At 30.4% G+C, this 22,314-nt stretch carries 24 protein-coding genes and 1 riboswitch; of the genes, 8 read left to right on the top strand and 16 right to left on the bottom strand.

Translation table 11 applies throughout. From position 1 onward, the window contains the following. Positions 1-43 precede the first annotated feature (43 nt). The 10 genes from ELQ16_RS07840 to ELQ16_RS07795 form a co-directional block, all read right to left on the bottom strand. Positions 44-457, bottom strand: coding sequence for a YopX family protein (locus tag ELQ16_RS07840; protein ID WP_134239001.1), 414 nt, complete (start codon positions 455-457; stop codon positions 44-46). Continuing rightward, on the bottom strand, positions 454-726 hold the full coding sequence (locus tag ELQ16_RS07835; RefSeq protein ID WP_134239000.1) for a hypothetical protein: 273 nt from the start codon (positions 724-726) through the stop codon (positions 454-456). Before ELQ16_RS07835 ends, ELQ16_RS07840 begins: the two co-directional genes overlap by 4 nt. Positions 727-791: 65 nt before the next feature. Next, positions 792-977 (bottom strand): hypothetical protein, encoded by a 186-nt coding sequence (locus ELQ16_RS07830; protein WP_134238999.1) that lies wholly within the window; start codon positions 975-977, stop codon positions 792-794. Next, positions 974-1,459, bottom strand: a complete 486-nt coding sequence (locus ELQ16_RS07825; RefSeq protein ID WP_134238998.1) for a host-nuclease inhibitor Gam family protein — start codon at positions 1,457-1,459, stop codon at positions 974-976. Before ELQ16_RS07825 ends, ELQ16_RS07830 begins: the two co-directional genes overlap by 4 nt. A 106-nt stretch (positions 1,460-1,565) precedes the next feature. Next, positions 1,566-1,904, bottom strand: coding sequence for a DUF4406 domain-containing protein (locus tag ELQ16_RS07820; RefSeq protein WP_134238997.1), 339 nt, complete (start codon positions 1,902-1,904; stop codon positions 1,566-1,568). A gap of 53 nt (positions 1,905-1,957) precedes the next feature. Next, positions 1,958-2,140 carry a hypothetical protein gene (locus ELQ16_RS07815; protein WP_134238996.1) on the bottom strand — a complete coding sequence of 61 codons (183 nt, stop codon included), beginning with the start codon at positions 2,138-2,140 and terminating at the stop codon, positions 1,958-1,960. Next, entirely contained in the window at positions 2,137-2,328 is a 192-nt protein-coding gene (locus ELQ16_RS07810) for a sigma factor-like helix-turn-helix DNA-binding protein (protein WP_134238995.1), read from the bottom strand. Before ELQ16_RS07810 ends, ELQ16_RS07815 begins: the two co-directional genes overlap by 4 nt. A gap of 2 nt (positions 2,329-2,330) precedes the next feature. Further along, a complete protein-coding gene (locus ELQ16_RS07805; RefSeq protein ID WP_134238994.1) occupies positions 2,331-3,254 on the bottom strand; it encodes an AAA family ATPase in 924 nt (307 codons plus the stop codon). Positions 3,255-3,428: 174 nt separating this feature from the next. Beyond that, the gene (locus ELQ16_RS07800; RefSeq protein ID WP_134238993.1) at positions 3,429-5,492 is read right to left on the bottom strand and encodes a DDE-type integrase/transposase/recombinase; all 2,064 of its coding nucleotides are present in this window, start codon (positions 5,490-5,492) and stop codon (positions 3,429-3,431) included. Continuing rightward, positions 5,493-5,693 carry a hypothetical protein gene (locus ELQ16_RS07795; protein ID WP_134238992.1) on the bottom strand — a complete coding sequence of 67 codons (201 nt, stop codon included), beginning with the start codon at positions 5,691-5,693 and terminating at the stop codon, positions 5,493-5,495. Between the two features lie 151 nt (positions 5,694-5,844). Between ELQ16_RS07795 and ELQ16_RS07790 the strand changes: the two genes are divergently transcribed. The 4 genes from ELQ16_RS07790 to thiC all read left to right on the top strand — a co-directional run bounded on the left by ELQ16_RS07790 (position 5,845) and on the right by thiC (position 10,244). After that, positions 5,845-6,492 (top strand): S24 family peptidase, encoded by a 648-nt coding sequence (locus ELQ16_RS07790; protein ID WP_134238991.1) that lies wholly within the window; start codon positions 5,845-5,847, stop codon positions 6,490-6,492. 15 nt (positions 6,493-6,507) lie between these two features. After that, the gene (locus ELQ16_RS07785) at positions 6,508-7,236 is read left to right on the top strand and encodes a hypothetical protein (RefSeq protein ID WP_134238990.1); all 729 of its coding nucleotides are present in this window, start codon (positions 6,508-6,510) and stop codon (positions 7,234-7,236) included. Positions 7,237-7,302: 66 nt separating this feature from the next. Further along, the gene (locus tag ELQ16_RS07780; RefSeq protein ID WP_134238989.1) at positions 7,303-8,736 is read left to right on the top strand and encodes a WG repeat-containing protein; all 1,434 of its coding nucleotides are present in this window, start codon (positions 7,303-7,305) and stop codon (positions 8,734-8,736) included. 50 nt (positions 8,737-8,786) lie between these two features. Beyond that, a riboswitch (TPP riboswitch) is annotated at positions 8,787-8,891 on the top strand. A 60-nt stretch (positions 8,892-8,951) separates the two neighbouring features. Continuing rightward, the gene (thiC, locus tag ELQ16_RS07775) at positions 8,952-10,244 is read left to right on the top strand and encodes a phosphomethylpyrimidine synthase ThiC (protein ID WP_134238988.1); all 1,293 of its coding nucleotides are present in this window, start codon (positions 8,952-8,954) and stop codon (positions 10,242-10,244) included. A 39-nt stretch (positions 10,245-10,283) separates the two neighbouring features. Here thiC and ELQ16_RS07770 read toward each other — a convergent pair whose 3' ends face one another. After that, entirely contained in the window at positions 10,284-11,471 is a 1,188-nt protein-coding gene (locus ELQ16_RS07770; RefSeq protein WP_134238987.1) for an MFS transporter, read from the bottom strand. Positions 11,472-11,547: 76 nt separating this feature from the next. Between ELQ16_RS07770 and ELQ16_RS07765 the strand changes: the two genes are divergently transcribed. Genes ELQ16_RS07765 through recG form a run of 3 tightly spaced genes read left to right on the top strand, consistent with a single transcriptional unit; the run spans position 11,548 to position 15,609 of the window. Beyond that, entirely contained in the window at positions 11,548-12,594 is a 1,047-nt protein-coding gene (locus ELQ16_RS07765) for a dehypoxanthine futalosine cyclase (protein WP_134238986.1), read from the top strand. Beyond that, on the top strand, positions 12,594-13,814 hold the full coding sequence (locus ELQ16_RS07760) for a pitrilysin family protein (RefSeq protein WP_134238985.1): 1,221 nt from the start codon (positions 12,594-12,596) through the stop codon (positions 13,812-13,814). The genes ELQ16_RS07765 and ELQ16_RS07760 overlap by 1 nt, the downstream gene beginning before the upstream one ends. Continuing rightward, the gene (recG, locus tag ELQ16_RS07755) at positions 13,804-15,609 is read left to right on the top strand and encodes an ATP-dependent DNA helicase RecG (RefSeq protein WP_134238984.1); all 1,806 of its coding nucleotides are present in this window, start codon (positions 13,804-13,806) and stop codon (positions 15,607-15,609) included. The genes ELQ16_RS07760 and recG overlap by 11 nt, the downstream gene beginning before the upstream one ends. On the opposite strand, the gene ELQ16_RS07750 is transcribed toward recG, so the two are convergent. Genes ELQ16_RS07750 through mltG form a run of 5 tightly spaced genes read right to left on the bottom strand, consistent with a single transcriptional unit; the run spans position 15,603 to position 19,701 of the window. Continuing rightward, positions 15,603-17,399, bottom strand: coding sequence for a penicillin-binding protein 2 (locus tag ELQ16_RS07750; RefSeq protein WP_134238983.1), 1,797 nt, complete (start codon positions 17,397-17,399; stop codon positions 15,603-15,605). The genes recG and ELQ16_RS07750 overlap by 7 nt on opposite strands. A 15-nt stretch (positions 17,400-17,414) precedes the next feature. Continuing rightward, positions 17,415-17,708, bottom strand: a complete 294-nt coding sequence (gene fliE / locus ELQ16_RS07745; protein ID WP_134238982.1) for a flagellar hook-basal body complex protein FliE — start codon at positions 17,706-17,708, stop codon at positions 17,415-17,417. A gap of 7 nt (positions 17,709-17,715) precedes the next feature. Continuing rightward, positions 17,716-18,210 carry a flagellar basal body rod protein FlgC gene (flgC, locus tag ELQ16_RS07740; protein ID WP_134238981.1) on the bottom strand — a complete coding sequence of 165 codons (495 nt, stop codon included), beginning with the start codon at positions 18,208-18,210 and terminating at the stop codon, positions 17,716-17,718. A gap of 9 nt (positions 18,211-18,219) precedes the next feature. Continuing rightward, positions 18,220-18,651 carry a flagellar basal body rod protein FlgB gene (gene flgB / locus ELQ16_RS07735; protein WP_134238980.1) on the bottom strand — a complete coding sequence of 144 codons (432 nt, stop codon included), beginning with the start codon at positions 18,649-18,651 and terminating at the stop codon, positions 18,220-18,222. Between the two features lie 60 nt (positions 18,652-18,711). Continuing rightward, positions 18,712-19,701, bottom strand: coding sequence for an endolytic transglycosylase MltG (mltG, locus tag ELQ16_RS07730; RefSeq protein WP_134238979.1), 990 nt, complete (start codon positions 19,699-19,701; stop codon positions 18,712-18,714). On the opposite strand from mltG, the gene ELQ16_RS07725 reads away from it, so the two are divergent. Beyond that, positions 19,661-22,201, top strand: coding sequence for an AsmA-like C-terminal domain-containing protein (locus ELQ16_RS07725; RefSeq protein ID WP_134238978.1), 2,541 nt, complete (start codon positions 19,661-19,663; stop codon positions 22,199-22,201). The two genes, mltG and ELQ16_RS07725, sit on opposite strands and share 41 nt — an antisense overlap. The last annotated feature ends 113 nt before the right edge of the window (positions 22,202-22,314 follow it).

Genomic DNA, 22,314 nt, shown 5'->3' with positions numbered 1-22,314 from the left:
TTTTTAACATATTTCATTTTTATGTTAAAATTTTTAATATTTTTTAACATTTCAAAAGTTCAGGGTTTTCGTGGATATTACCGATGATTTCAATGGTATATCCTTCATCTTCAACTAAATAAATTAAAGAACCTATGTAATGTCCACTTTTATTCTCAAGATAAAAAGTCCCTTCTTTATGAATGCTAATTTTTGCTTCTAAATAATTGAATGGATTTTTAGCCTTAACAATATCATTTTCATATGCTTTTTTACCATTTTTATCATAAAGCCCAGTAAAAAGTTCTATTTCAATTTCATCGTCATAATTTTCGCTCATAAACTCAAACTCACCTATTTGTCCAATATGCATACTCCCTGCCAATACTCTATTATCTATAATAGCTATTGCTTGATTTTTAACATATCCTTTTATTCCTTCGTCCCAAACCCTAAAATCAAAATCTCTTAGCTTCATCTCTCATCTCCATTTATGCTTTTTATAGTTTCTTGCCATTCTTTATCACTTTTAAAACTCTCGTTTAATTCTTTTAAAAGTGATAAAGCTTCATCATTATTTAATAGAAAAAACAAATCCTTTATTTTATTAATAATGCTTTTATTTTTACCAATTTTGTTTAAAAACAATTCTTGCTCTTCTGTATCTAGTTCTTCATAAAGATAAACTACATCATCTACGCTAAAATCTTCCAAATCACACGCATCTATACTTGCATTTACATACATTTTCCATCTCCTTTTGTTTTAATCTAAGTTTTAAAAACTTAATCAAATCCGCCTTAGCGGACTTGTTAAATTTTTCTTTTTTTAAATCTGATTTTTTGCTTTGAAGACATTTTCTTTTTTCTTTTAAATCTTTGCTTTTTTAGCTTAGACTTATTTTTAAAATCAAGCTCTAAAAAGCCATTAAAATGAGCGGTTTTTGCATTAAAAACACTATTTAGAAATTTTAAAGCTACTAAAGAAAGCTCTCTCATTTTTCAATCTCCAAGCTTTCAATCTTTGGCTCTATTCTAAAATTATCTTTCACAACTCTTTTAAGCCCAAGCTTTACTAAGGTGCTATCTTCAAGCTCCACAATAGCATCTTTATTAAGTTCTTCTTTATAGGTGATGCAATCATTAAGTCCATAGCTTTTAAGGGCTTTTACAAGGTTTTCTAATTTTTCTTTTACGCGTGGTAAAGATACACTTTTGCTTAGGCGATAGCCAATCTTACCAAAGGTAAATTCTTTGCTTCTTTTTTCTGCAAACTCGTGTTTGTTATTCTCGCAAAAGGTTGTAATGCATTGCTCCATGTATTTAAGCTCATCGCTTAAAACCTTAATCTCTCCTGCACGACTTTCTTTAATTTCATTACAAGCTAAGGTTACTTCTCCATTAATCTTTTCCATTTTTACAGTCAGTTCAGCTACTTTTTTAAGTGCTAAATTTACATCTTCTAAATTATTTATTTGCATTTATTCTCCTTTTAAATTAAATTTATTAATTTGATAATCCCAAAGAACCACACCATACCTTAAAAGCATTGCGTGTTTGGCTCTTTTTCTAACTATCCTTAAGCCTTTATAAGGGCAACTCCAAAACTAATTCTTTAATACCAAGTCTTTTAGCCAATGCTAATTCTTCTTGTATGCCCTTTGAGTGTTTTGCATCTTTGTGGGTGCTAACATAAATATATTCACAAGCTTTTAAAAGCTTTCTGCCCATTTTTAAAGCAATTTCTCTGTGTTTTTCTTCATCCAAATAGCTAAATTGAAGTATGGGTGAAATTGGTGTAAAATCAGCACATTCACGCATAATTTTCAAGCATTCTTGCTGGGCTATGCTAATCGCCTGTACTTTTCTTTGATTTTCTCTTACAGCCAAACCTGCATAGGGGCTAGCCACATAAACTAAAGCCATTTATTCTCCTTTGTAAAAATTTAAGTTTAAAAAACTTAATTAAAGTGCCTTATTTAAGCACTTTTGTTAAGCTTTCTACGCAAATGAAAACGAATGATTTTTCTTACAATATAATCAGGAAAAACTCCTTTTAAAACATCCACAAATTCTCCTTCTCCTCTATCAATGCGATAAATTCCAGTGCCTCTTAATTCAAAAAGACTTCTGCTATAATCTGCTTTAGTGCCTTTAATCATTTTCTTTCTCCTTGTGTTAAATTCTCTCTTTGTATTCTTTCTTGTTTGATAGTTTCAAGTGTTTCAAAGATAGCTTGCCATTTATCTTTGTTTCTAGGGTGCGATAGTTTATTAATTGCACCTTTATAAATCTGCAAAACTCTAGCTCTTGAGAGTTTAAGTTCTTTAGCTATCTCTTCGAAAGTCATAATTAGCCTAACATTAAAAATGAAGCAGCTGCTTCTATGTGCTTAAGCTCTACTGCTTTTGTATCTGCAAATTCAAGGGCTCTTTTTAAAAGTTTTTCGCTTTTTCTAAAATTGCCACGAGCAAGGTTAAAAACCAAATCGATTGCCTTTTTATCTTCCACATCGAAGTGCTTACAAAGCGTTTTTAAGTCTTCATCTTTTAAGCCTTCTTTATTTTGATAGCAAAGTCCTTTTAATTCCCATTTTGCACCAATTCTAGAGCTTAGTTGTCCATACTCGTTGTAATCATTTCTGCCAATGCCTGTAAGATTGTTTTTAAGTTTTCTAGTGCCTACTAAGATTAAAGCTGTATTTGAAAAATCATATATGCGTCTTAAGCACTCCAAAGCACGAAATGGTAAGTGCTCACTCTCATCAATGATTAAAACCTTTGAAGTTCTTGCTAACTCAGCAGCAATGCCTCTGATTTTATCATCCAAAGAGCCTTTAAAACACACATTGAGTTTATTCTCAAGTCCTACCAAAAGCATTCTTTTGCTTGTTTCAGTTGTAGCTTCAAAAAGCACCACTCTTGTGCCATTTTTAGCGGCATATTCTTTAATGGCTCTGCTTTTTCCAGTTCCAGCTTCGCCAATGATTACTCCCATTTCTCTATTGCTCATGGCACTTTCAATGGTTACATTAATCGCCTTTGCATCTTTAGTGGCAATGAAAGGGGTTTGAAGTTCTTTGACGCTTTTTTCTTCCACAAAGCTTTTAATGTATTTTTCAAGCAAAGGTTCTACCTTTGAAGCGTATTTATAGCTACTACCTTCTTTCATATAGCCCACCATATAGCTTTTATTGATACCCAAACGATCAGAGAGATTGTTTTGAGAGATGTTTTGGGTGCTTAAAAACTTTTTAGTAAGTTCTACTAATTCCATCTTCTATTTCCTTTCTCTTAACTTCACAGCGGAAGTAAATTCCGCTTTGTGAGCAGGAGCTTTGCTCCTTGCATCCACCTAAAGCCCCCGTCCCACTAAAGTGGGGAGGCATCTTTGTTTTAGAGTTTTTTAAAAACTCTTTAAAACTTGATTTAATCAAGCTTTAAACAGCTTTTAACCAGCAAAATATTTCTTTTCGACAAAGGCTTCCATATCAAACTCACTTTCATCATTATTTATTTCTTTTTTAGAATTTAAAATAAGCTCATCTGCATTAGCATTGTTTTTAATGTATTCAAGCTCTCTTTGTGTTTTTAAGGTTTCTTTTGCAAGGGATTTTTGATGCACTTCTTTAGCTTTTATAAGTGAGTTTTCAAAAGCACTTTGTAAATCTTGTAAGTCTTGCTTGATATTAAGCTTGGTAAAGGCGGCAATTTCATCTTTTTTAAGCACTTCTTTAATGGCTTTAACTTCGCTTTCATAGCCTTTTTTAAGCATTTTAAAGCTCTCTTTGCTAAGTTTAGCAATGCTTTCATCAAGAGCTAAGCAAAGAAAAGTGCCATTTAAATCATAGATAAAAAGTTCTTTTATATTGTCAATGTTTTGCACACACTTAACCCTTGTGCCCACACTTGGCATTAAGGCACTTTTATAAACCCTACCTTCAAAGTTAATGCCTTTTTTACTAACAACTCTAAGCTCTTTATTTCCTGCGTTAAATAAAAACTCTTCATAAGTTATTTTTACAATAGCTCTATCACATGAGTTCCAAAGCTCAAGTGGAGTTTTAACGCCTTTTTTACGGCGAACTTTACTCATATTCCATTTAATCACTTCAGCTTCTAAAAACTCGCAAGCTTCGCTGAAGGTGTGAAGTAATTTTTGATTAGTCTTTTTAGCAAAGCCGTATTCATCTTTGGCTTTTCTTTCTTTTTTAGGAGTTTTTTGCTCTATCATTTCTCTTTGAGAAAGATTTTTTCCAATATATCCATGAAGCTGAGAAATCTTTGCGTGTTGAAGCGTCCCAAAACGCCTTTCAACTAAAGCCTTTTGTTCTCCTGCATAAGCAATAGCTGCATCATAGCTTATATTAAGGGCATCAAGTAAGCTTTGAAAATCTTTTGAAAGATAATCTTTACCATTATCACCCTTAATCATATCAGGCTTACCAAATTTATCTATGGCTTTCCATAAAAGTCTAGTTAGGCTTAAAGAATTTGACTTTCCTACTAAAGTGGCCACTCCCATACCACTAAAGACATCAACGACACTTAAGATGTGTGGGCGGAAAGGCTCTAGTGTTTCATCATCTCTTACTATAATATCAGCTGGAGAGCTATCGATTTGCCAACACATGTTTTTCATATCGTAAAGCTCTCTTTGATTGCCAAGGGCGGGGAGAAACTTGCTTTTTGCACGATCAAGTCCTTGAGTGATAATGCAATACTCTAAAGGTTTATCTTTGTAATAATTTTTAATGAAGTTTTGTAAGGTTTTTACACTAAAGAGTGGCTTTACCTTTCCCAAATCAAAACCTATAAAATCATAATTTTCTTTAATAGCTGCTTCTTTATGGATTTGCCACCAAAGCTCGGTAAAATTAAAACCGCCTGCCCCAAAAGTGCGGTATTCTCTTAAAGCGTATTCTTGCATCCAAGCGCTAAGCTTAGTTTTATCTTTGCGATGAAGTCCGCGAGTGTCGATAAGACCTAGAATGCCATTTTCTTTATATGCTTTGCGAATTCTAAAAATTTCTATTTTAGAAATACCGCATAATTCCAAAGCTCTTTTTTGCTTTAAGCCACCTTCAATATATTTTTCCACTTGCTTTAAAGCCTTAAGCTTTTCTCTAGCATTGTTTTTAATTTCATCGCTTAAATTTTCAAATTTTAAATTTAAAACAGCCAAATCATTATTTATTTTTGGCTCTGTTAAATTTAAATTTTTCTCTTTAAGAATACAATTTGTATTATTTTCACTTATAATTTCGCTCAATTTAACTTCTTGCATTTTTTCATCATAAATTAAAGTATTTTTACTGATTAATTCTTGGTTAAATGCAGTTAAAAGCTCATCTTTGCTTATTTTAAATAGTAGTTTTTTGCCACCTCTACCACCATTAGCGTTATCCACTTTTAGCCACTCATATTTATTTGAGTTTCTGCTTACTGCAAGTCTTAAAGCCCCTGTACTTACATTAAAAGCTTGTGCGGCTTCTTTGGTTTCTAGGAAATACATTTATTTTAACCCTTGCGGAAGCTCGTTAATAATGCCAAGCTCCAAGAGTTTTTCAAATACGGCTTTTGTGCTACCCTTAGTATTTCTTTCTCCTGTAATTTCGCCTTTGATAACTCTGTGTAAAATATCGTAACTAATATTGTGAGTTCTAGCAAAGGCTTTTACATTGATAGCATTGTTTTTAAAATATGTTTTAATCATATTTTTTCCTTAATAATTCAATTTTAATTGAAGTTTATTTTCGATTGTGATAAAATTTCAAAAATAATTGAAGTATTATACTATTAAAAGTTAGTATAAGTCAAGTAAAAAACTAATTTTTTATAGTATTTTTTGTTAAGGTTACGATTATATGGAAGTCTTAGATATATTGCAAAAAATGTTTGAAGCAGTAGGGGTAAAAAATAAAAATCAGTTGGCAAAATATTTAAAAATAGAGAATAGCCTTATAGCTGGTTGGGAGAAAAGAGGAAAAATTCCCGAAAAGTATGTGTATAAAATTTCTCAAGATAGTAATTTACCATATGAATATTTTATCAACAATACTAATAAAAATGAGTATAATATTAACAATAATAAGCGAGATGCTAATTTTTATTCAATACCAAAACTTAACATTTCAGCTTCCGCTGGTGGTGGCAATGAGCTAATTGGGCTTGAAGAGTATGAAACAGGAGAAATGCTTGAGCTTAGCAAAGCCTTTTTTAAAACGACGCCTAAAAATGTGAAAGCTATTAAAGTTGATGGTTATTCTATGGTTCCAATGCTTTTACCTGATAGCTGGGTTGTTTTTGAAGAAACGCATGAATATCAAGGAGATGGATTGTATATTTTAAATTTTGATAACCAATTAATGGTTAAACTTTTGCAATTAGATCCAATAAGTAAAGTTTTAGATATTATTAGTGTAAATAAGGATTATAAAAGCTATAGTTTGGACTTAAAAGACTCACAAGTTGAAATTATTATACAGGGTAAGGTTTTGCGTTCTATTATATAGTTTAAAGGATTTAAATTGAATGCAATATTATCAATATTAGCAATTATTTATATTTTTCTCTTATGTAATTATTTATATAGAAAAATAAAAGGAACACCAAATAAGCCACTAAAAGAAATTTGGAATGAATATAAGCAAGAAATGCAAAAAATCAACGAAGAGCATAAGCAAAAAATACAGAAAATTGATGAAGCACACAAACAAAGAATGCAAAAAATAAATGAAAATTTTGAAAAAGAAAAAGAGCGAAAAAAGGACTTGGAAAAAATAGAAAACTCCTATAAAGAAATATATGAAGAATACAAAAGTCTTCCTATGGATAAACAAGGCGCATTTTTACATAATTTATTTTTAAACAATCAAGATGAGTGTGCAGAAGCAATAAGATATGTCCAAATCATAGAAGAAAGCGTTAATATAATCTTAAAGTCAAAAAATAAAGATACTGCAGAAAGCAGAAGAGAACTTGTATTGGAAATAGAACAAAAAATACGAGAAAAATATCCCAAAGCCTATGGTTTGATTATCAATACAATTCAGCTTTTAAAAGATAATTATGATGTAAATCTTTTTGAAAATCAATGCATTAAGTATTATGAAGAAGCTGGGAAATTAAAAACCATTAAATCCAAGCAAAAAAGAATTGATTGTATAAATGATTTAATAAAAGAAGCTGAGGCAAATCCTAAAATTGATAGAAAATTTGTTGATTTTTGGAAAAACAAAGTAAAAGAAATAATATAATTACATTTTAAGTTTAAGTTTTATGGAAAGATAAAATGCAACCAAAAAGTATCATTTTATTTTTCTATGGTTACATTTTATTTTTCCGCCGACACTTTTGATTATAAAAGTATTGATTCTTTAAAAAAATCTTGCGAAAATAATAACTCTAGCGCTTGTGTGTCTTTGGGCATTATCTATGAGTATGAGCTTGCAGATATTTTACAACTTAGGTTTGAAAAAGCAAAAACAATGTATCAAAAAGCTTGTGATTTAAAAGATAGGCAAGCTTGTAAATATCTAAAATCGCTTCTTGAAAAAAGATATTTGTTTGCACGCGAAGCGATCGATAAGCATGGATTTGTCTATTATGGTTTTGTTTATAGTAATGATGATAAAAATTTCATCATCAAACCACAATTTATCGATGTGATGTATTTAAGCGATGAAATTATAGCGGCTAGATTCGATGAAAAGAATGATTACAAATGGGGGCTTATCAACCAAAAAGCCAAGATGTTTATCTCGCCACAATTTGACGATGTAAAGCCTATTGGAAATAATTTTAACAGACAAGATTTTTTTACTATAGAAAAAGATGGAAAAATGGGTTTAATGGATAAAAATGCAAATATTCCCATTAAACCAGCTCAATTTACAAAACTGGATACAAGCTGGATTGAGTACAATCTTATAATAGCTTATGCTAATTATTTTGAAGGCGATTTAGATGGTGAAAATGAAGATGAATTTTGGCTTATTGATACCAAAGGGAAGCTATTGTCAAAACTTAAATTTAATTATTTTGCAAATTGTAAAACAGGCTTGAAGTTGCGCGAAGCATCAAATTTAAAATGGAATTTTGTCAGTTTAGAAAATGGTGTTTTTATAAGCAAGATTAAATTTGATGATATTAAGTGTCTTTCAAATAATTTTATAGTAGGAAAATTTCAAGAAAAATGGAGTTTAATTGATAAAAAAGCAAACCAGCTCACAAAAGCACAATTTGATAAGATATATGATGAGTCTAAAATTACTGATTTTTTTGATGACAAATTTATAATAGTTCAAAACCATGATAAATTCAATTTGATTGATTATGAAGGAAAATTGGTTGATGAATTTGATGAAGTGGGTAATATTTATAAAAATTCTCTACTTAATATAAAGAAAAATGGAAAATGGAATTTTATAGATAAGAATGCAAAAATATTTAAAAATGAAGAATTATTACACTTTTCAACGCAAGAATTAAAAGATAGTAATGGTTCTGCTAGTAATAAAATAGTAAGTAAATTTAATGAAAATTTAGGAGAATATAGTGAAATTTTAGGCATTATAGCTTTTAAATCAAACAAGGGATGGTATTTTATAGATAAAAAAGGTAAGCCAATCTTGCCTTATTTTTATGATGAATTTTTAGGATACGCTGGCAAATGTATAATGATAGCTCAAAATAAAAATTTTAGTTTAATAAACAAAAAAGGCAAAGCGGTAACTAAAGAGCATTGCTATGAGTGAAAATAATTTCTTAAGCAAAAAAAATTAAGAAAGTTAAAGTATAATTTTAACACATAAATGACGGGAGCTTGTGAGACAGGCTGAGAGTAAGCTAAAAGCTTAGACCGAACCGGAACTAGATAATGCTAGCGGCGGGAAGATTTATACTTTTTAAATTTATACTTTCTAAATTTAACTTGCACCCTTCATTTATCCAAATTTTTTAAAGGATAAATATGAAAACTCAAATGATTTACGCCAAAGAAGGCATTTTTACCAAAGAAATGCAAATTGTTGCACAAAAAGAGCAAGTAAGCGAGGAATTTTTACTTGAAAATATTGCTTGTGGAAAAATCATCATCCCTGCAAATATCAATCATAAAAGCCTTGATCCAAACGGCATAGGACTTGGACTTCGCACGAAGGTAAATGTGAATTTAGGTGTTTCAAATGATTGTGTTGATTATAGTGAGGAATTAAAAAAGGTCGATTTGGCTCATAAATTTGGCATCGAAGCCATTATGGATTTGAGCAATTATGGCAAGACAAGCCGTTTTAGAGATGAGTTAATAAGCATTTCAAAAGCGATGATAGGAACAGTGCCTGTTTATGATGCGGTAGGATTTTTGGAAAAAGATTTAAAACAAATTAGTGCAAAAGATTTTTTAGATGTGGTCTATCATCATGCAAAAAGCGGGGTGGATTTTATGACTATACATGCGGGCATAAATTCGCGTGCTGCGAGAGTTTTTAAAGAAAGTAAAAGGCTTACAAATATCGTTTCAAGAGGCGGATCTGTGCTTTATGCGTGGATGGCGATGAAAGAGGCGGAAAATCCTTTTTTTGAATACTATGATGATTTGCTTGAAATTTGTTTAAAATACGATGTAACATTGTCTTTAGGCGATGCTTTGCGTCCAGGATCTACGCATGATGCAAGCGATGCGGCTCAAATTTCTGAGCTTATAGAATTATCTTTGTTAACTCAAAGAGCATGGAAGGCTGGGGTACAAGTGATGATAGAAGGCCCTGGGCATATGGCTATAAATGAGATTGAAGCAAATATGCAGCTTGAAAAACGCCTTTGTAAAGGTGCGCCTTTTTATGTTTTGGGACCTTTAGTAACTGATATTGGTGCGGGGTATGATCATATTAGCGGGGCGATTGGTGGGGCAGTGGCAGCTGCAAGTGGCGCTGATATACTTTGCTATGTAACACCTGCTGAGCACTTAAGACTTCCAAATTTAGATGATGTAAGAGATGGTATAGTGGCAACCAAAATTGCGGCGCATGCAGGAGATATAGCTAAGCTCCCTAAAGAAAGGGCAAGAGATGATGAGATGAGCAAGGCTAGGCAGGATATTGATTGGGAAAAAATGTTTAAGCTTGCCATAGATGGAGAAAAGGCCAAAAAAATGTTTAACGAGCGTCGTCCTGATGATTTGAATTCATGTTCTATGTGTGGAAAAATGTGTGCGATGAATACTATGAATCAAGTCTTAAAAGGTGAAGATGTGAGTTTGCAATAATCAAAAAGGCTTTTGTTGATATAAATCAATAAAAAGCCCTTATAAATATTTTTTATTCACAAAATGCCAATAAAAAGCCACAAAAATAAACACCACGCCTAGTAAGGCAGTGATGAAATTTAAGCTCATACCTAAATCATATAAAAGTCCTGTTAAAAGCGAAAATCCTGCACTAAAACCAAGAAAAACCATATCCGTATAAGCAATAACGCGTCCATAATACTTTTTATCGCATTGATTTTGTATTGCAGTGTAAGTATAAGACCAAAGCGAGGAGGTGCAAAAACCTGCTGCCAAAAGTCCTATAAAGGAAATATAGAAATTAAATTGAGTCACAGCCCAAAGTAAAATTCCTAATCCTTGTCCAAGATAAATATAACTTAGATTATTATGATTAATAATTTTACTTAAGATAATAGGACCCAAAGCTAAAGAACAAGCACGCACCGCATTTAAAAAACCAATCACCAAAGCCGCAGATAAAACCTCTTTATAGGGGTGTTGAGCTAAAAGAGTAACTAAGGTTTCGTAAGCCGTAAGCCCTATAAAACCGTGGAGTAAAATAAGATGGAAAATAGCTTTGTTTTTTAAAACATACAAAAAACCCTCTTTAATCATAGTAAGAAAGTTGTTTTGAATTTTTTGCTCAAATTCTGGAATACTAAGTCTTAGCAAAAATAAAATTCCAATACTAATAAGAAAACAATCAAATAAAAATGCCGTTTTTGTGCCAAAAAAATTAATGAAAACGCCAGCACTTGCCATCCCTGCTGTATAAGAGATCGCCCAAATAACACTATGCATTTCATTGGCGAGTTTTAACTCTTGTGGGGTTAAAATTTTAGCAAGCAAGCTCATTTCTGCTTGAAAATAAATTGAAGCCACGCAAAGCCTTGTAAAAATGAGTATAAATAAAAGCCAAAGCATATTAAGATTGGTCACAAAAATGAGAAAAAATATAGAAAAAAGCTCTATGCTTATCATGCTTAACAAGAGTTTTTTAGGCTTATTTTTTTCGACTATAACCCCGTTGATTGGGGCAAGTAAAATTCCTGGTAAAAATGCCAAACTAGCACTGATTGAAGTAGCCCAAGTGGGAGCATTTAGATTAACTAAAAGCGTAAAAACGCCCGTTTGTGAAAACCAAGCACCAAAATACACTATAAACTGAACCGAAGCTAAAATTCTAATATTTTTATTATTTTTTAATAAATCAAGATAATTCATGGGTGAAACTATAGCATAAATTTATGTTTATAAATGCTATAATTTAGTTTTTTGTAATACAAATAAAGGATTAACTTTGTCAAGACTTAATAAACAAGAAGCTCTAGATTTGCTTCACAATGCAAGTTTGGCTGAGCTTGGAGAAATGGCTTATCAAAAAAAAATAGAACTTCATCCTGAAAAAATCACTACTTTTGTAGTAGATAGAAATATAAATTATACTAATGTTTGTTGTATTGATTGCTCTTTTTGTGCTTTTTATCGTCACCATAAAGAAGATGATGCTTATATTTTAAGCTTTGAAGAAATAGGCAAAAAAATAGAAGAACTTGAGGCTATTGGGGGTACGCAAATTTTATTTCAAGGTGGCGTGCATCCAAAACTAAAAATAGAATGGTATGAAGAACTTGTAGCTTGGATAAAAGAGCATTATCCAAATATCACCGTACATGGTTTTTCTGCGGTTGAAATCGCTTATATTGCAAAGGCTTCTAAAATTTCTATTACCGAAGTTTTACAAAGACTTCAAGCTAAGGGTTTATTTTCCATACCTGGCGCAGGTGCTGAAGTTTTAAGCGACCGTGTAAGAGATATTATTGCGCCTAATAAATGCGACACGGCCACTTGGCTTGAAGTGCATAGATCAGCACATAAAATCGGCATGAAAAGCACTGCAACCATGATGTTTGGGACGGTTGAGAGTGATGAAGAAATTATTGATCATTTTGAGCATTTAAGAAATTTGCAAGATGAAACAGGTGGCTTTAGGGCTTTTATATTATGGAGTTTTCAAAGTGATAATACAGCTTTAATCAAAAAATACCCAGAAATTATGAAGCAAAGTTCAAATAAATATTTAAGACTTTTGGCTTTAGCAAGACTTTATTTGGATAATTTTAAAAATTTGCAAAGCTCGTGGGTAACGCAGGGCTCACTCATAGGACAGCTTGCTTTAAAATTTGGAGCCAATGATTTAGGTTCAACTATGATGGAAGAAAATGTCGTAAGTGCAGCAGGTGCGAGTTATAGAATGAATCAAGATGAAATGATAAGGCTTATTAGAAGTTTGGGTGAAAACCCAGCGAAACGCAATACTGCTTATGAAATTTTAGAAAGGTTTTAATGCATAATTTAGAAATTAATGGAGTAAAAATTCCTTTTATCTTTGAAGAAAATAATGATTTTCCTATTGTGATTTTAAGGCTTGTTTTTAGAAATTGCGGAAGAAGTTATGATGAGATTGCGGGACTTGCAAAAATGTTTTCACGAGTTTTAAATGAAGGCGTTGATGATAATTTTTTTAAAGAATTAGAATTTAAAGCCATAAATTTAGAAGCAAGTAGTGGTTTTGAAAGCTTAGAGCTTAGTTTGACTTGTTTAAGAGAGCACTTTGAATTCGCCCTAAAACATTTGCAAAATTTGCTTTTAAATCCTAGATTTGAAGAAAAAATTTTAGAAAAATTAAAAATCAATGCTTTAGGAGAACTTGCGAGTAAAAATAGTGATTTTGATTATTTAGCTAAAAATTTGCTTAATAAGAGTGTCTTTGAAAATGAAGAATTTCAAACTCCAAATGATGGCGATGAAAAAAGTATCAAAGAACTTTCTTTAAAAAATTTAGAAAATTTTTATAAGAAAAATATAAATTTAAGTAATCTTGTAGTAATTTTGGGCGGAAATTTAAGCGAAGAAAAATCTCACATGCTTTTAAATGATTTATTGTCAAAATTTGAAAAAGGCAGTAAAAATTCTCAAAAACAATATGGGTTTTGCAAAAAAATAAAAGATGAGCTTTTGATAAAAAAAGAAAGCGAGCAAGCTTATATTTATTTTGCAACGCCATTTTTTGCGAAATTTGGTGATAGGGATTTGCATTTAGCAAAGATTGCTTTGTTTATTTTAGGGCAGGGTGGTTTTGGATCAAGGATAATGGAAGAAATTCGCGTTAAAAGAGGACTTGCGTATTCTGCTTATGCTATGCTTGATATGAATGCGTCTTTTTCTAGGATTTTTGGTTATTTGCAAACCAAAAATGAAAGTGCTAAAGAAGCTAAAAAGATAGTTAAAGAAGTATTTGAAAATTTCTTAAATGAAGGTGTGAGTGAAGAAGAATTAATCCAAGCTAAAAATTTTCTCATAGGTTCAACGCCTTTGCGTTATGAAAGTTTAAGCAAGCGTTTATCTATGGCATATAGTGAGTATTATCAAGGTTTAGAATTTGGCTTTTTTAAGCAAGAATTAAAACTTATAGAAAAAGTAGAACTCCAAGAATTAAATTCTTATATCAAAAAGCACAGAGAGCTTTTAAATCTTTGCTTTGCAAGTGTGGTAAATGAAGCTTAGTCAAAAAGATTGGGAGCTTTTTAAAAAATTAGGTTTAAAAAATTGTGTTGATTTGGCTTTGTTTTTACCTAAAAAAATAGAAAATTTAAATTTCTCATCTGCTCCAAAAGAAGATTTTTGCGTTGAAGAGGTGGAAATTTTAACTTCTGCTTATCAAAACAATAAATTTTTTGGAACTTGTAAATGTAAAAATTGGAATTTGGTGGCAAATTTTGTTTTTTTTCATCCCAGTAAATGGCATATTAAAATTTTTAAGCCTCATGGTTGCTATATTTTTCACGCTAAAATGACTTTATTTGGCAGAACTTGGCAGTTTGTAAATCCCAAAATTCTTAAAAAAGCAGGTGGATTTATCCCCAAATACAATATACAAGGCATAAAAGATGAGAGTATTTCTAAGCTCATACAAACTTATGTTAATGAAGAAAATTTAAAAGAAAATCATTTAGAGCAAAAATATATTAATCTATTATTAAATTTGCATAGCAATGACGAAAAATGCTATTTTTTGTATCAAAATTTAAGCAAAATAATTCAAGATTTAAAATATATTGAAATTTCTAATTTTCTAAGAAGGCTTAAGGCTAAAAAACAGGTTTTTCCAAGTTATGAGTTAAAAATTTATGATATTAATGACTGGATTTTAAATTTGCCTTTTAAGCTAACAAAAGATCAGCAAAATGCTCTTTTGGATATTAAAAAAGATTTACAATCTAAAGAAGCAAAGAGACGCGTAATTATGGGAGATGTGGGGTGTGGTAAGACTTTGGTTTTGCTTGGGGCTGCTTTGATGGTGTATCCTAAACAAGCAATTTTAATGGCTCCAACTAGCATACTCGCACAACAACTTTACGATGAAGCAAAGAAGTTTTTGCCTGATTTCATGGATATTTTATTCATTAAAGGCGGTAAAAAAGAAAAAGATTTAGATGAGAAAATCAAAAAAGCAAATTTGATTATAGGAACTCATGCACTCATTCATTTTCAAAGTCATAATGCTGTGCTTGTGATGATTGATGAGCAGCACCGTTTTGGTTCAAATCAAAGACAAAAAATTAATGATATGGCAAAAAATAATGGCTTAAGTCCTCATTTTATACAATTTTCCGCAACTCCCATTCCAAGAACACTAAGTATGATACAATCGCACTTGCTTAATTTTTCGTTCATTAAAGAAATGCCTTTTAAAAAAGATATTACAACCCTTTGCATACAAAATGAAGCTTTTGCAAAACTCAGTGAAAAAATCAAAGATGAAATTGCTAAAAATCATCAAGTTATCATTATTTATCCTTTGGTAAATTCAAGTGATAAAATTCCTTATCTTTCTTTAGAACAAGCAAGGGGGTATTGGGAAAGTCATTATGAGAAAGTTTTTGTAACGCATGGAAAGGATAAAAATAAGGATAAAATTTTAGAACAATTTCGCGATGAGGGAAATATTTTGCTAAGCACCACGGTTGTAGAGGTAGGAATTTCACTTCCTAGACTTAGCACCATTGTCATTGTTGGAGCTGAACGCTTAGGACTTGCAACTTTACATCAGCTTAGAGGACGCGTTGGAAGAGTGGGGCTTAAAAGCACTTGTTATCTTTATACTAAACTTAAAGAAATTCCAAGTCGCTTGAGGGAATTTGCAAATACTTTAGATGGTTTTGAAATTGCAGAACTTGATCTTAAAAATCGTTTGAGTGGAGATTTGCTTGATGGAGTGATGCAACATGGAAATGAATTTAAATTTTTTGATTTTGCAAGTGATGGTGAGCTTTTAAAACGGTTAGAAGAGAGTTATTGAACTGTTGCATTAATATCAAGTTTTAATAAATCTTGGGAGAGTAAAATATCTACTACATCCTTAAAAATAGGTAAAGCACTTTGTGCAGCATAATAGCTATAAGGCTTGGTAGGATTTCGCACTAAAACTCCTATGGTGTAAGCGTTGTTTTTATCATTAGCAAAGCCAAAAAATGAAGCATTGTAACGATTAGAAGTATACCCTTGTCTTTCAGCAATTCTTGCTGTCCCTGTTTTTCCACCTATGGTTAAACCTTGGGTTAACACTTTTTTTCCTGTGCCTTTTTCAATTACGGCGATTAAAATTTCTTGCATTTTTTTAGCTCCACTAGCAGAAAGAATTCTTTCTTGCTCGGCATTTTCTTCATTAAGCATTATAAATCTACCATTTTGATAAATTTTATCTCCAATGCGTGGAGAGGTATAATAACCATTATTATTAAAAACATTATAGGCAGCTAGCAGTTGTATAAAAGTCGTTTTAAGTCCATAACCATAGCTTAAAACGGCTTTTTCTATCTCTCTTAATCTATTAGGATTTGGCAATTCTCCCTTTTGTTCATAAGGAAGATCAATGCCACTTTTTTCTCCAAATCTAAAAATTTTAAGCCCTGAAATAATTTCTAAATTACTCAAACGCTTTGCAATTTCTATCATACCGATATTTGATGAGTAAGTAATGACTTCTTCAATACTCATTTTATCAGATTTATGAGTGTCTGTTATGGTGTAGCGACCCAGTTTGTATTTACCGCCGTGAGTATTGATGATTTCATCTGGTTTTAATTTGTCTAATCTTAAAGCTGTGGTAAATATAAAAGGTTTTATAACAGAACCCGCTTCGTAGCTGTATTCAATGGCACTAGCATTTAAAACAGATAAGTCTTCTCCGCGGTTTGCAGGATTATATCTTCTTGTGCTTGCAAGGGCTAAAATTTTACCACTTTTGCTTTCCATCACCCCAACTACAATTTCATTAGCTTTAAGGTCTAAATTTCTTCGATCTATGAGTTTTTCAATGGTTTTTTGTAATTTTAGAGATATGTTAATATATAAATCACAACCATCAATTCGTTTTTTTTCTACTGAATCTAAATTTAAGATAATATTTCCGCCTATATCTTTTAAGCCTTGAATTTTTTCATCTTGTAAAGGCATAAGGCATTCATCGTAATATTTTTCTAAGCCTTTTACACCAATATTTTTTAAAATATTATTTTGCTCATCTAAAACAACTCTTGTGTAACCAATAGTTGGGGTGAGTGAGTCCAAAGACATATAAATTCGATCTTCTTTGTGTTCTACAACATTTAAACCCCTAGTTTCTACTTTGCCATTGCTATTAGTAAAGGCTTTAAAAAAACCTTGAACATAAAGTTTTTTTGAAAGTTCTTTAAGATAGCTTGCATGCTTGGAATCTAAATTTTGTATCAAAATAAAATTATAGTTTTTCTTTTTGCTTTTAAGTCTTTTTTTAATATCTTGCATTTGCGCTTTATCTGCGCCGCTATAAATTTCAAAAAGCTTTAGAAAAAGTTCAAATTTTTCAGGATTCATGCTTCTTAAATCAATTTCTGCACGATAAACTTGTCTTGAAGTTGAAATTGTAAAATTATCCTTTGTGATAATATTGCCTCTTAAAGCAGTGGTGTATTGGTCTTTTTCTGTATTAGGAATGTGTCTTTTTGAGGTAAGAAAAAAGGCAGAACTGAGAAAAAGTAGCATAAAAAACGATGCCATACAAAAGGCAAAAGCAACTTTTGTTTTTCTATTTTTGTTGTTTTCTTGCATCGTTTTATGGTACGATTAAATTTGTGTTCTTGTGATTTCTTTATAAGCATTAATAGCTTTATTTCTAACTTCTAGCATAAATTTCATGCTACTTTCGGCTTTTGTAATAGCAATAGCTGCTTGATGTAAATCTTTTACTTCCCCTGTAGCAATATCAGTCATCGCAGCTTCTGCTGTTTTTTGTGTTTTATCTAAATCTTCTATTTCATTTTTAAGTAATTTAGAAAATTCATCGCCTATGTTATTATTTTGCTTATTTTCTTGGCTCTGATTTGTATTTAGTGTTCCTATTTTATCTATACTATTCATTTATTTTTTATCCTTTTAATAAATCAATCGCACTTTGTGCAATAGTTTTTGCACTTGTAAAAGCACTGACATTAGCTTGATAAGCTCTTGTTGCTTCTATTAAATCGGCCATTTCAATGACAGGATTTATATTTGGATAAGCAACATAACCTTGTGCATTTGCATCAGGATGATTTGGCTCATATTTCATGCGAAAATCTTTATCATCTCTTACTACTTTATCCACTACAACGCTTTGAATTGCAGGCTTGCCATCTTTAAGTGAACTTGGATCGTTTAAAGGATTTTCATATTTTAAAAAATTATTATCTTTGCTGATTTGCTCATTTAAAAGCTTATCAAAATCTGTTGCTTTAAAGATCACTTCGCGTCTTCTATAAGGTCCGCCTTCTGCTGTTCTGGTTGTGTTTGCATTAGCTATATTGGAGCTAATTACATTCATTCTAAAGCGTTGAGCACTTAAACCATATCCGCTAATATCAAAATCGCTTAAGTATGCCATAATTTACCTTTAACTTAATTTAGAACTTGCATCAAGTATAGAACTGAAAATATTACTTTGTCTTCTTAGAACCCCATCAAGAGCAGTAATCATAATTGTATTTTTACTCATTTCTGTGGTTTCAACATCCAAATCTACAGTATTTGCATCATTTCTTGCTAAATGCCCATCTCTTAAATAAATGGTTGATTTGTTAGGATCTGGGAATTTCCAAGGTTTTTGATGTCCTTCTTCGGTTATAGCTAATTGTAATTCTTTGTTGTCATTTTTTTTAAAAATTTCATTTGCACGATTAACCAAAGCGGTTTCAAATTCTATATCTTTTGCTTTGTAAAAAGGGGTATCAACATTTGCAAGGTTTGAATTTATAAGTTGGTTTCTTAAATTTCTTCCCGCCAAAGCACTAGCTACAAGCTCTTTTGATTTAAATGGGCTTATCATTTGAAACTCCTTTTTTTTAATTTTAAAGATATAAGCAATTATTATTCCAAATTTTAAAAATCATTTGCCTTTTTGCAAATCAATAGCTTTATTGTGATCATTTAAATTTGTACTGAAAATATGTTTTCCGCTCTGTTTATCTCTCATAAAATATAAATAATCACTTGAGCCTTTTTTATTTTTATCGAAAAATCTTTTTTCAAAAATTACAGCACGAATGGCGTTTATTGATACATTGCAGACTGCTTCTTTGGGAAAACCTTCAAATTTGTAAGTATTATAATAACTGTTGTCTTGTCTTATTCTCTCAGGTGTTACTTTAGTATGGGAGTAAATTCCATAATTTAGCGTCCCATCCATTTGAAGTTTCATTCCTTTTCTTAAACGGTTATAAATCACACTGGCAACCATCTGCATTTCATCATTATTTGCCGCTTCTTTTTGCACGACAGATGCTGCAATGATAATCTCACGCCATTTTCTACTTTTAAGATCATCCAAGGTAAGATAATGCATGGCGATTTTTTTATAAGTATTTTCTGAATGTTTTAGTAAAAAATAAATCAATAAAGGCTCTGTAATTCCTTTTGGAATTTTGTAAGTTTCTGGATAAAGCATACCCTCTTCAAATTCGGCTTGTTTTTTGTACTCTGCGAGTAATTTTTCTTTATTTAAATTTAGCTGATTTGCAAGTTGTTCTAAAAAAATGATTGTTGTTTCGCCTGGTATTAAAGTAATGCTTTCAAGTGCGGCTTTAGCAACAGTAAGTTTGTGTAAAAATTCGACTTTATTAAGAGGTTTTGTGCCTATATTGATCCAGCCAGATTGAGGGTGGCCTAGGAGAAATAAAATATATTTGTCAATTTTGCTCATATTGTAGTGATTGTTATTTAAATAGGTTATAATTTGTCCTACTGAACCTTGCGGTATGTAAACAACACTATTGCTTTTTATAGGCAAAAGTAAATAATAAAAAATTGCAAGGATTAAAATAAGAAAGAAATTTGAAATGATAAAAAAAATTGCACGCGTTTTTGGACTTATTTTCATTGTGTTTTTTATCCTTTTTGTGATTTTAAAATTTGGTATTTCTATATCAAGCTTGAATTTCGATTTTTTAAAACTTGAGCAATTATATATTAAAATAGATAAAAAATTAATTGTAAGAGCAAAAAAAATTAGTTTTAAAGAAGATGATAACGCAAGCTCAATCCAGAGTCAAAGCATGGCAAGAGAAATTTTTGATATCAGCAAAGGTTTAAAATATCTTTATTTTTTCACTCAAGAAATTAATATTGAAAATTTGAATATCAAGGGACAAGAATTTCAGTTTCTATTTAAAAATAATGAGTTTTTTATCAACAATCCTACTTTATTTTTAAAATTGAATTTACAAAGAACTGAAAATGAAATAAATGCTAATATTATAAAAATGAAAGTAAAAGATTATAATGCTAGTGTTGATGGAAATATTTCTATTAATACCAATAGTGAATTTTATTTTTTTAGTGGTAAAGTTACCGCTCCTGAAGTAGATTTTAATGCTTCGTTTTCTTATAAAAAAAATCAATTGGCCTATAAACTAGAAGATATTAATATTTATGATATAGAAAAGGTTTTATTGAAAATCAATCAAAAATATAATCTAGATTCTCATTTACTTGAATGGGTTGGCAAAAAAGTGAAGGGCGATTTTTATCATTTTGATTATTTTAGTGGGTTTGCAGATTTGGCACATAATAATTATTATTATGATGAAATTAAAGCTTTTGGTTATGCAAAAAATGTTTTAGTAAAGCTCGATGATAATATAGATGCGATTAAAATTCCTCATCTTGATATGAATTTGAGCAAGCAAAAATTAGATTTCAATTTTAAAGAAGCTGCATTTAATCAATATGATATTTCTCAAAGCAAGGTGTATTTATATGATATTATGCAAAGTGACAAAATAGGCATTTTTCTTCATATAAAATCTTCCCAGCTTTTATTAGATAAAAATGTTAATAAAATTTTAAAACTTTATGATATTGATTTACCTTTTAATCAATTAAGTGGAAAGTTAAAAAGTGATTTGATTTTAAAAATTCCTTTTCAAGCACAAAATTCTGTGTATTATTTGGGTGAATTTGATATGCAGGATGCAAAGCTTGATTTGTTTGATCTTAATGTCAGTGCAGCAAAAGTCATTTTAAAAGATGAAAAAGCCAGTATAATAGTGCCAAATATGGAAAGTGATTTTTTAAAAGCAGAACTTAATGCTAGTATAAATTTTTTTCAAAAGCAGGGGATTTTTGATTTAAATTTAAGCAAACTTTCTTTACCAATGCTACTTGATATGAAAAATGAGAATATGCAATTTGTATTTGATTTTGAAGGTGAAAAAAGGTTAAGCTCTTCAGAATGGGGTTTGGATATGAATTTAAGCGACGGTTTATTTTTAAGGGTGCATTCATTTAAAAAATTTGAACCTTATTCGGAATTATTGCAAAAATTTAAATTTCAAAATACTGAAGATATTACTTTTTATACTAAGGATTTTGATAATTTTGAAATGGTAGTGAAAAATGGTATATTTGACAGCGAATTTTATGCCAATGATAAGCCTTATGTTAAAGATAGTTTTTTTATAAGTAAAAATTCTAGTGGTATAAAAATTAGAACCCAAAGTGAATTAGTAAGTGCTGATTTAAATGATGATGTTAATCATATTTTTATAAAAAATTTAAAATTAGCCTATAAAAATTCAGACAGTGAAAAAATTACCACACATATTGTCAGCAAACCTACTTACATAAATGCGCAAAATAGTGCTTTGTTTTTGCAAGATTTTAATAAAACCTTAAGTTTTGATAATCTTAAAGCAAATCTTTTAAATGATCATGTAAAAGTTGTAGCAAATTATAAACAAAGTGACTTTGATCTTGAATTTAATTCTGAAAAAATGATTTTAAAAATTTCTAATATTAGCGATGAAGTTTTAAATAATTTTTTTGGAAGAACGGTGGTTGAAAATGGAGTTTTTAATTTTTTAATAGAAGGTAAAAGTTCGAAAGAATATAAGGGTAAGATTTGGATTAAAAATACTCATTTTACAGGCCTGAAGTTTCAAAATCAATTGGTAAGTTTTTTGGACACAATTCCGAGTTTATTGCTTTTTAAAACACCCACTTTTAACGAGAAGGGTTTAAATGTAGAAAAAGGTGCAGTTGTATTTAATAGAAAAGGTGATATTTTAACTTTGGAAGGTTTAAATTTAGATGGAGATAGTATTGATATTTTAGGTACTGGGGTGATTAATTTAAAAAGTAATGTTTTAAATATTGACTTGCAATTAAAAACCCTTAAATCAACATCTGAAGCTATTTCTAAAGTTCCTATTATTAATCAAATTGTTTTAGGTAAAAACAGAGAAATTTCAACAACGGTAAAGGTTGATGGACAAATTGATAATCCGGAATTTCACACTCAAATTTTAACAGAGACCTTAAAAACACCTTTAAATTTGATAAAAAATATTTTTGAATTGCCAGCAAATTTATTTAATTAAGTAATTTTTAAGTTAAGTGTGTAAATTTAAGACATAATAAAAATTCGTTGAAATAAAATTTTATTTTTTAATCTACTTTGTTATATATTGTCAGAGGAAAATAAAATAAAAGG

The organism is Campylobacter sp. US33a (assembly GCF_004378855.1).
Taxonomy (GTDB): Bacteria; Campylobacterota; Campylobacteria; order Campylobacterales; family Campylobacteraceae; genus Campylobacter_D.
Note: the sequence above shows the minus strand (reverse complement) of the source record. Positions and strands in the feature narration are given on the sequence as shown.

What these genes read in the sequence shown, in the direction of transcription:
- ELQ16_RS07790 (WP_134238991.1), top strand. Translation starts at nt 5,845, where the DNA reads ATGGAAGTCTTAGATATATTGCAAAAAATGTTTGAAGCAGTAGGGGTA.
- ELQ16_RS07825 (WP_134238998.1), bottom strand. Translation starts at nt 1,459, where the DNA reads ATGCAAATAAATAATTTAGAAGATGTAAATTTAGCACTTAAAAAAGTA.
- mltG (WP_134238979.1), bottom strand. Translation starts at nt 19,701, where the DNA reads ATGAAAATAAGTCCAAAAACGCGTGCAATTTTTTTTATCATTTCAAAT.
- flgB (WP_134238980.1), bottom strand. Translation starts at nt 18,651, where the DNA reads ATGATAAGCCCATTTAAATCAAAAGAGCTTGTAGCTAGTGCTTTGGCG.
- ELQ16_RS07795 (WP_134238992.1), bottom strand. Translation starts at nt 5,693, where the DNA reads ATGATTAAAACATATTTTAAAAACAATGCTATCAATGTAAAAGCCTTT.
- fliE (WP_134238982.1), bottom strand. Translation starts at nt 17,708, where the DNA reads ATGAATAGTATAGATAAAATAGGAACACTAAATACAAATCAGAGCCAA.
- ELQ16_RS07805 (WP_134238994.1), bottom strand. Translation starts at nt 3,254, where the DNA reads ATGGAATTAGTAGAACTTACTAAAAAGTTTTTAAGCACCCAAAACATC.
- flgC (WP_134238981.1), bottom strand. Translation starts at nt 18,210, where the DNA reads ATGGCATACTTAAGCGATTTTGATATTAGCGGATATGGTTTAAGTGCT.
- ELQ16_RS07815 (WP_134238996.1), bottom strand. Translation starts at nt 2,140, where the DNA reads ATGATTAAAGGCACTAAAGCAGATTATAGCAGAAGTCTTTTTGAATTA.
- recG (WP_134238984.1), top strand. Translation starts at nt 13,804, where the DNA reads ATGAAGCTTAGTCAAAAAGATTGGGAGCTTTTTAAAAAATTAGGTTTA.
- ELQ16_RS07800 (WP_134238993.1), bottom strand. Translation starts at nt 5,492, where the DNA reads ATGTATTTCCTAGAAACCAAAGAAGCCGCACAAGCTTTTAATGTAAGT.
- ELQ16_RS07780 (WP_134238989.1), top strand. Translation starts at nt 7,303, where the DNA reads ATGGTTACATTTTATTTTTCCGCCGACACTTTTGATTATAAAAGTATT.
- thiC (WP_134238988.1), top strand. Translation starts at nt 8,952, where the DNA reads ATGAAAACTCAAATGATTTACGCCAAAGAAGGCATTTTTACCAAAGAA.
- ELQ16_RS07725 (WP_134238978.1), top strand. Translation starts at nt 19,661, where the DNA reads ATGATAAAAAAAATTGCACGCGTTTTTGGACTTATTTTCATTGTGTTT.
- ELQ16_RS07835 (WP_134239000.1), bottom strand. Translation starts at nt 726, where the DNA reads ATGTATGTAAATGCAAGTATAGATGCGTGTGATTTGGAAGATTTTAGC.
- ELQ16_RS07760 (WP_134238985.1), top strand. Translation starts at nt 12,594, where the DNA reads ATGCATAATTTAGAAATTAATGGAGTAAAAATTCCTTTTATCTTTGAA.
- ELQ16_RS07770 (WP_134238987.1), bottom strand. Translation starts at nt 11,471, where the DNA reads ATGAATTATCTTGATTTATTAAAAAATAATAAAAATATTAGAATTTTA.
- ELQ16_RS07840 (WP_134239001.1), bottom strand. Translation starts at nt 457, where the DNA reads ATGAAGCTAAGAGATTTTGATTTTAGGGTTTGGGACGAAGGAATAAAA.
- ELQ16_RS07820 (WP_134238997.1), bottom strand. Translation starts at nt 1,904, where the DNA reads ATGGCTTTAGTTTATGTGGCTAGCCCCTATGCAGGTTTGGCTGTAAGA.
- ELQ16_RS07750 (WP_134238983.1), bottom strand. Translation starts at nt 17,399, where the DNA reads ATGCAAGAAAACAACAAAAATAGAAAAACAAAAGTTGCTTTTGCCTTT.
- ELQ16_RS07830 (WP_134238999.1), bottom strand. Translation starts at nt 977, where the DNA reads ATGAGAGAGCTTTCTTTAGTAGCTTTAAAATTTCTAAATAGTGTTTTT.
- ELQ16_RS07810 (WP_134238995.1), bottom strand. Translation starts at nt 2,328, where the DNA reads ATGACTTTCGAAGAGATAGCTAAAGAACTTAAACTCTCAAGAGCTAGA.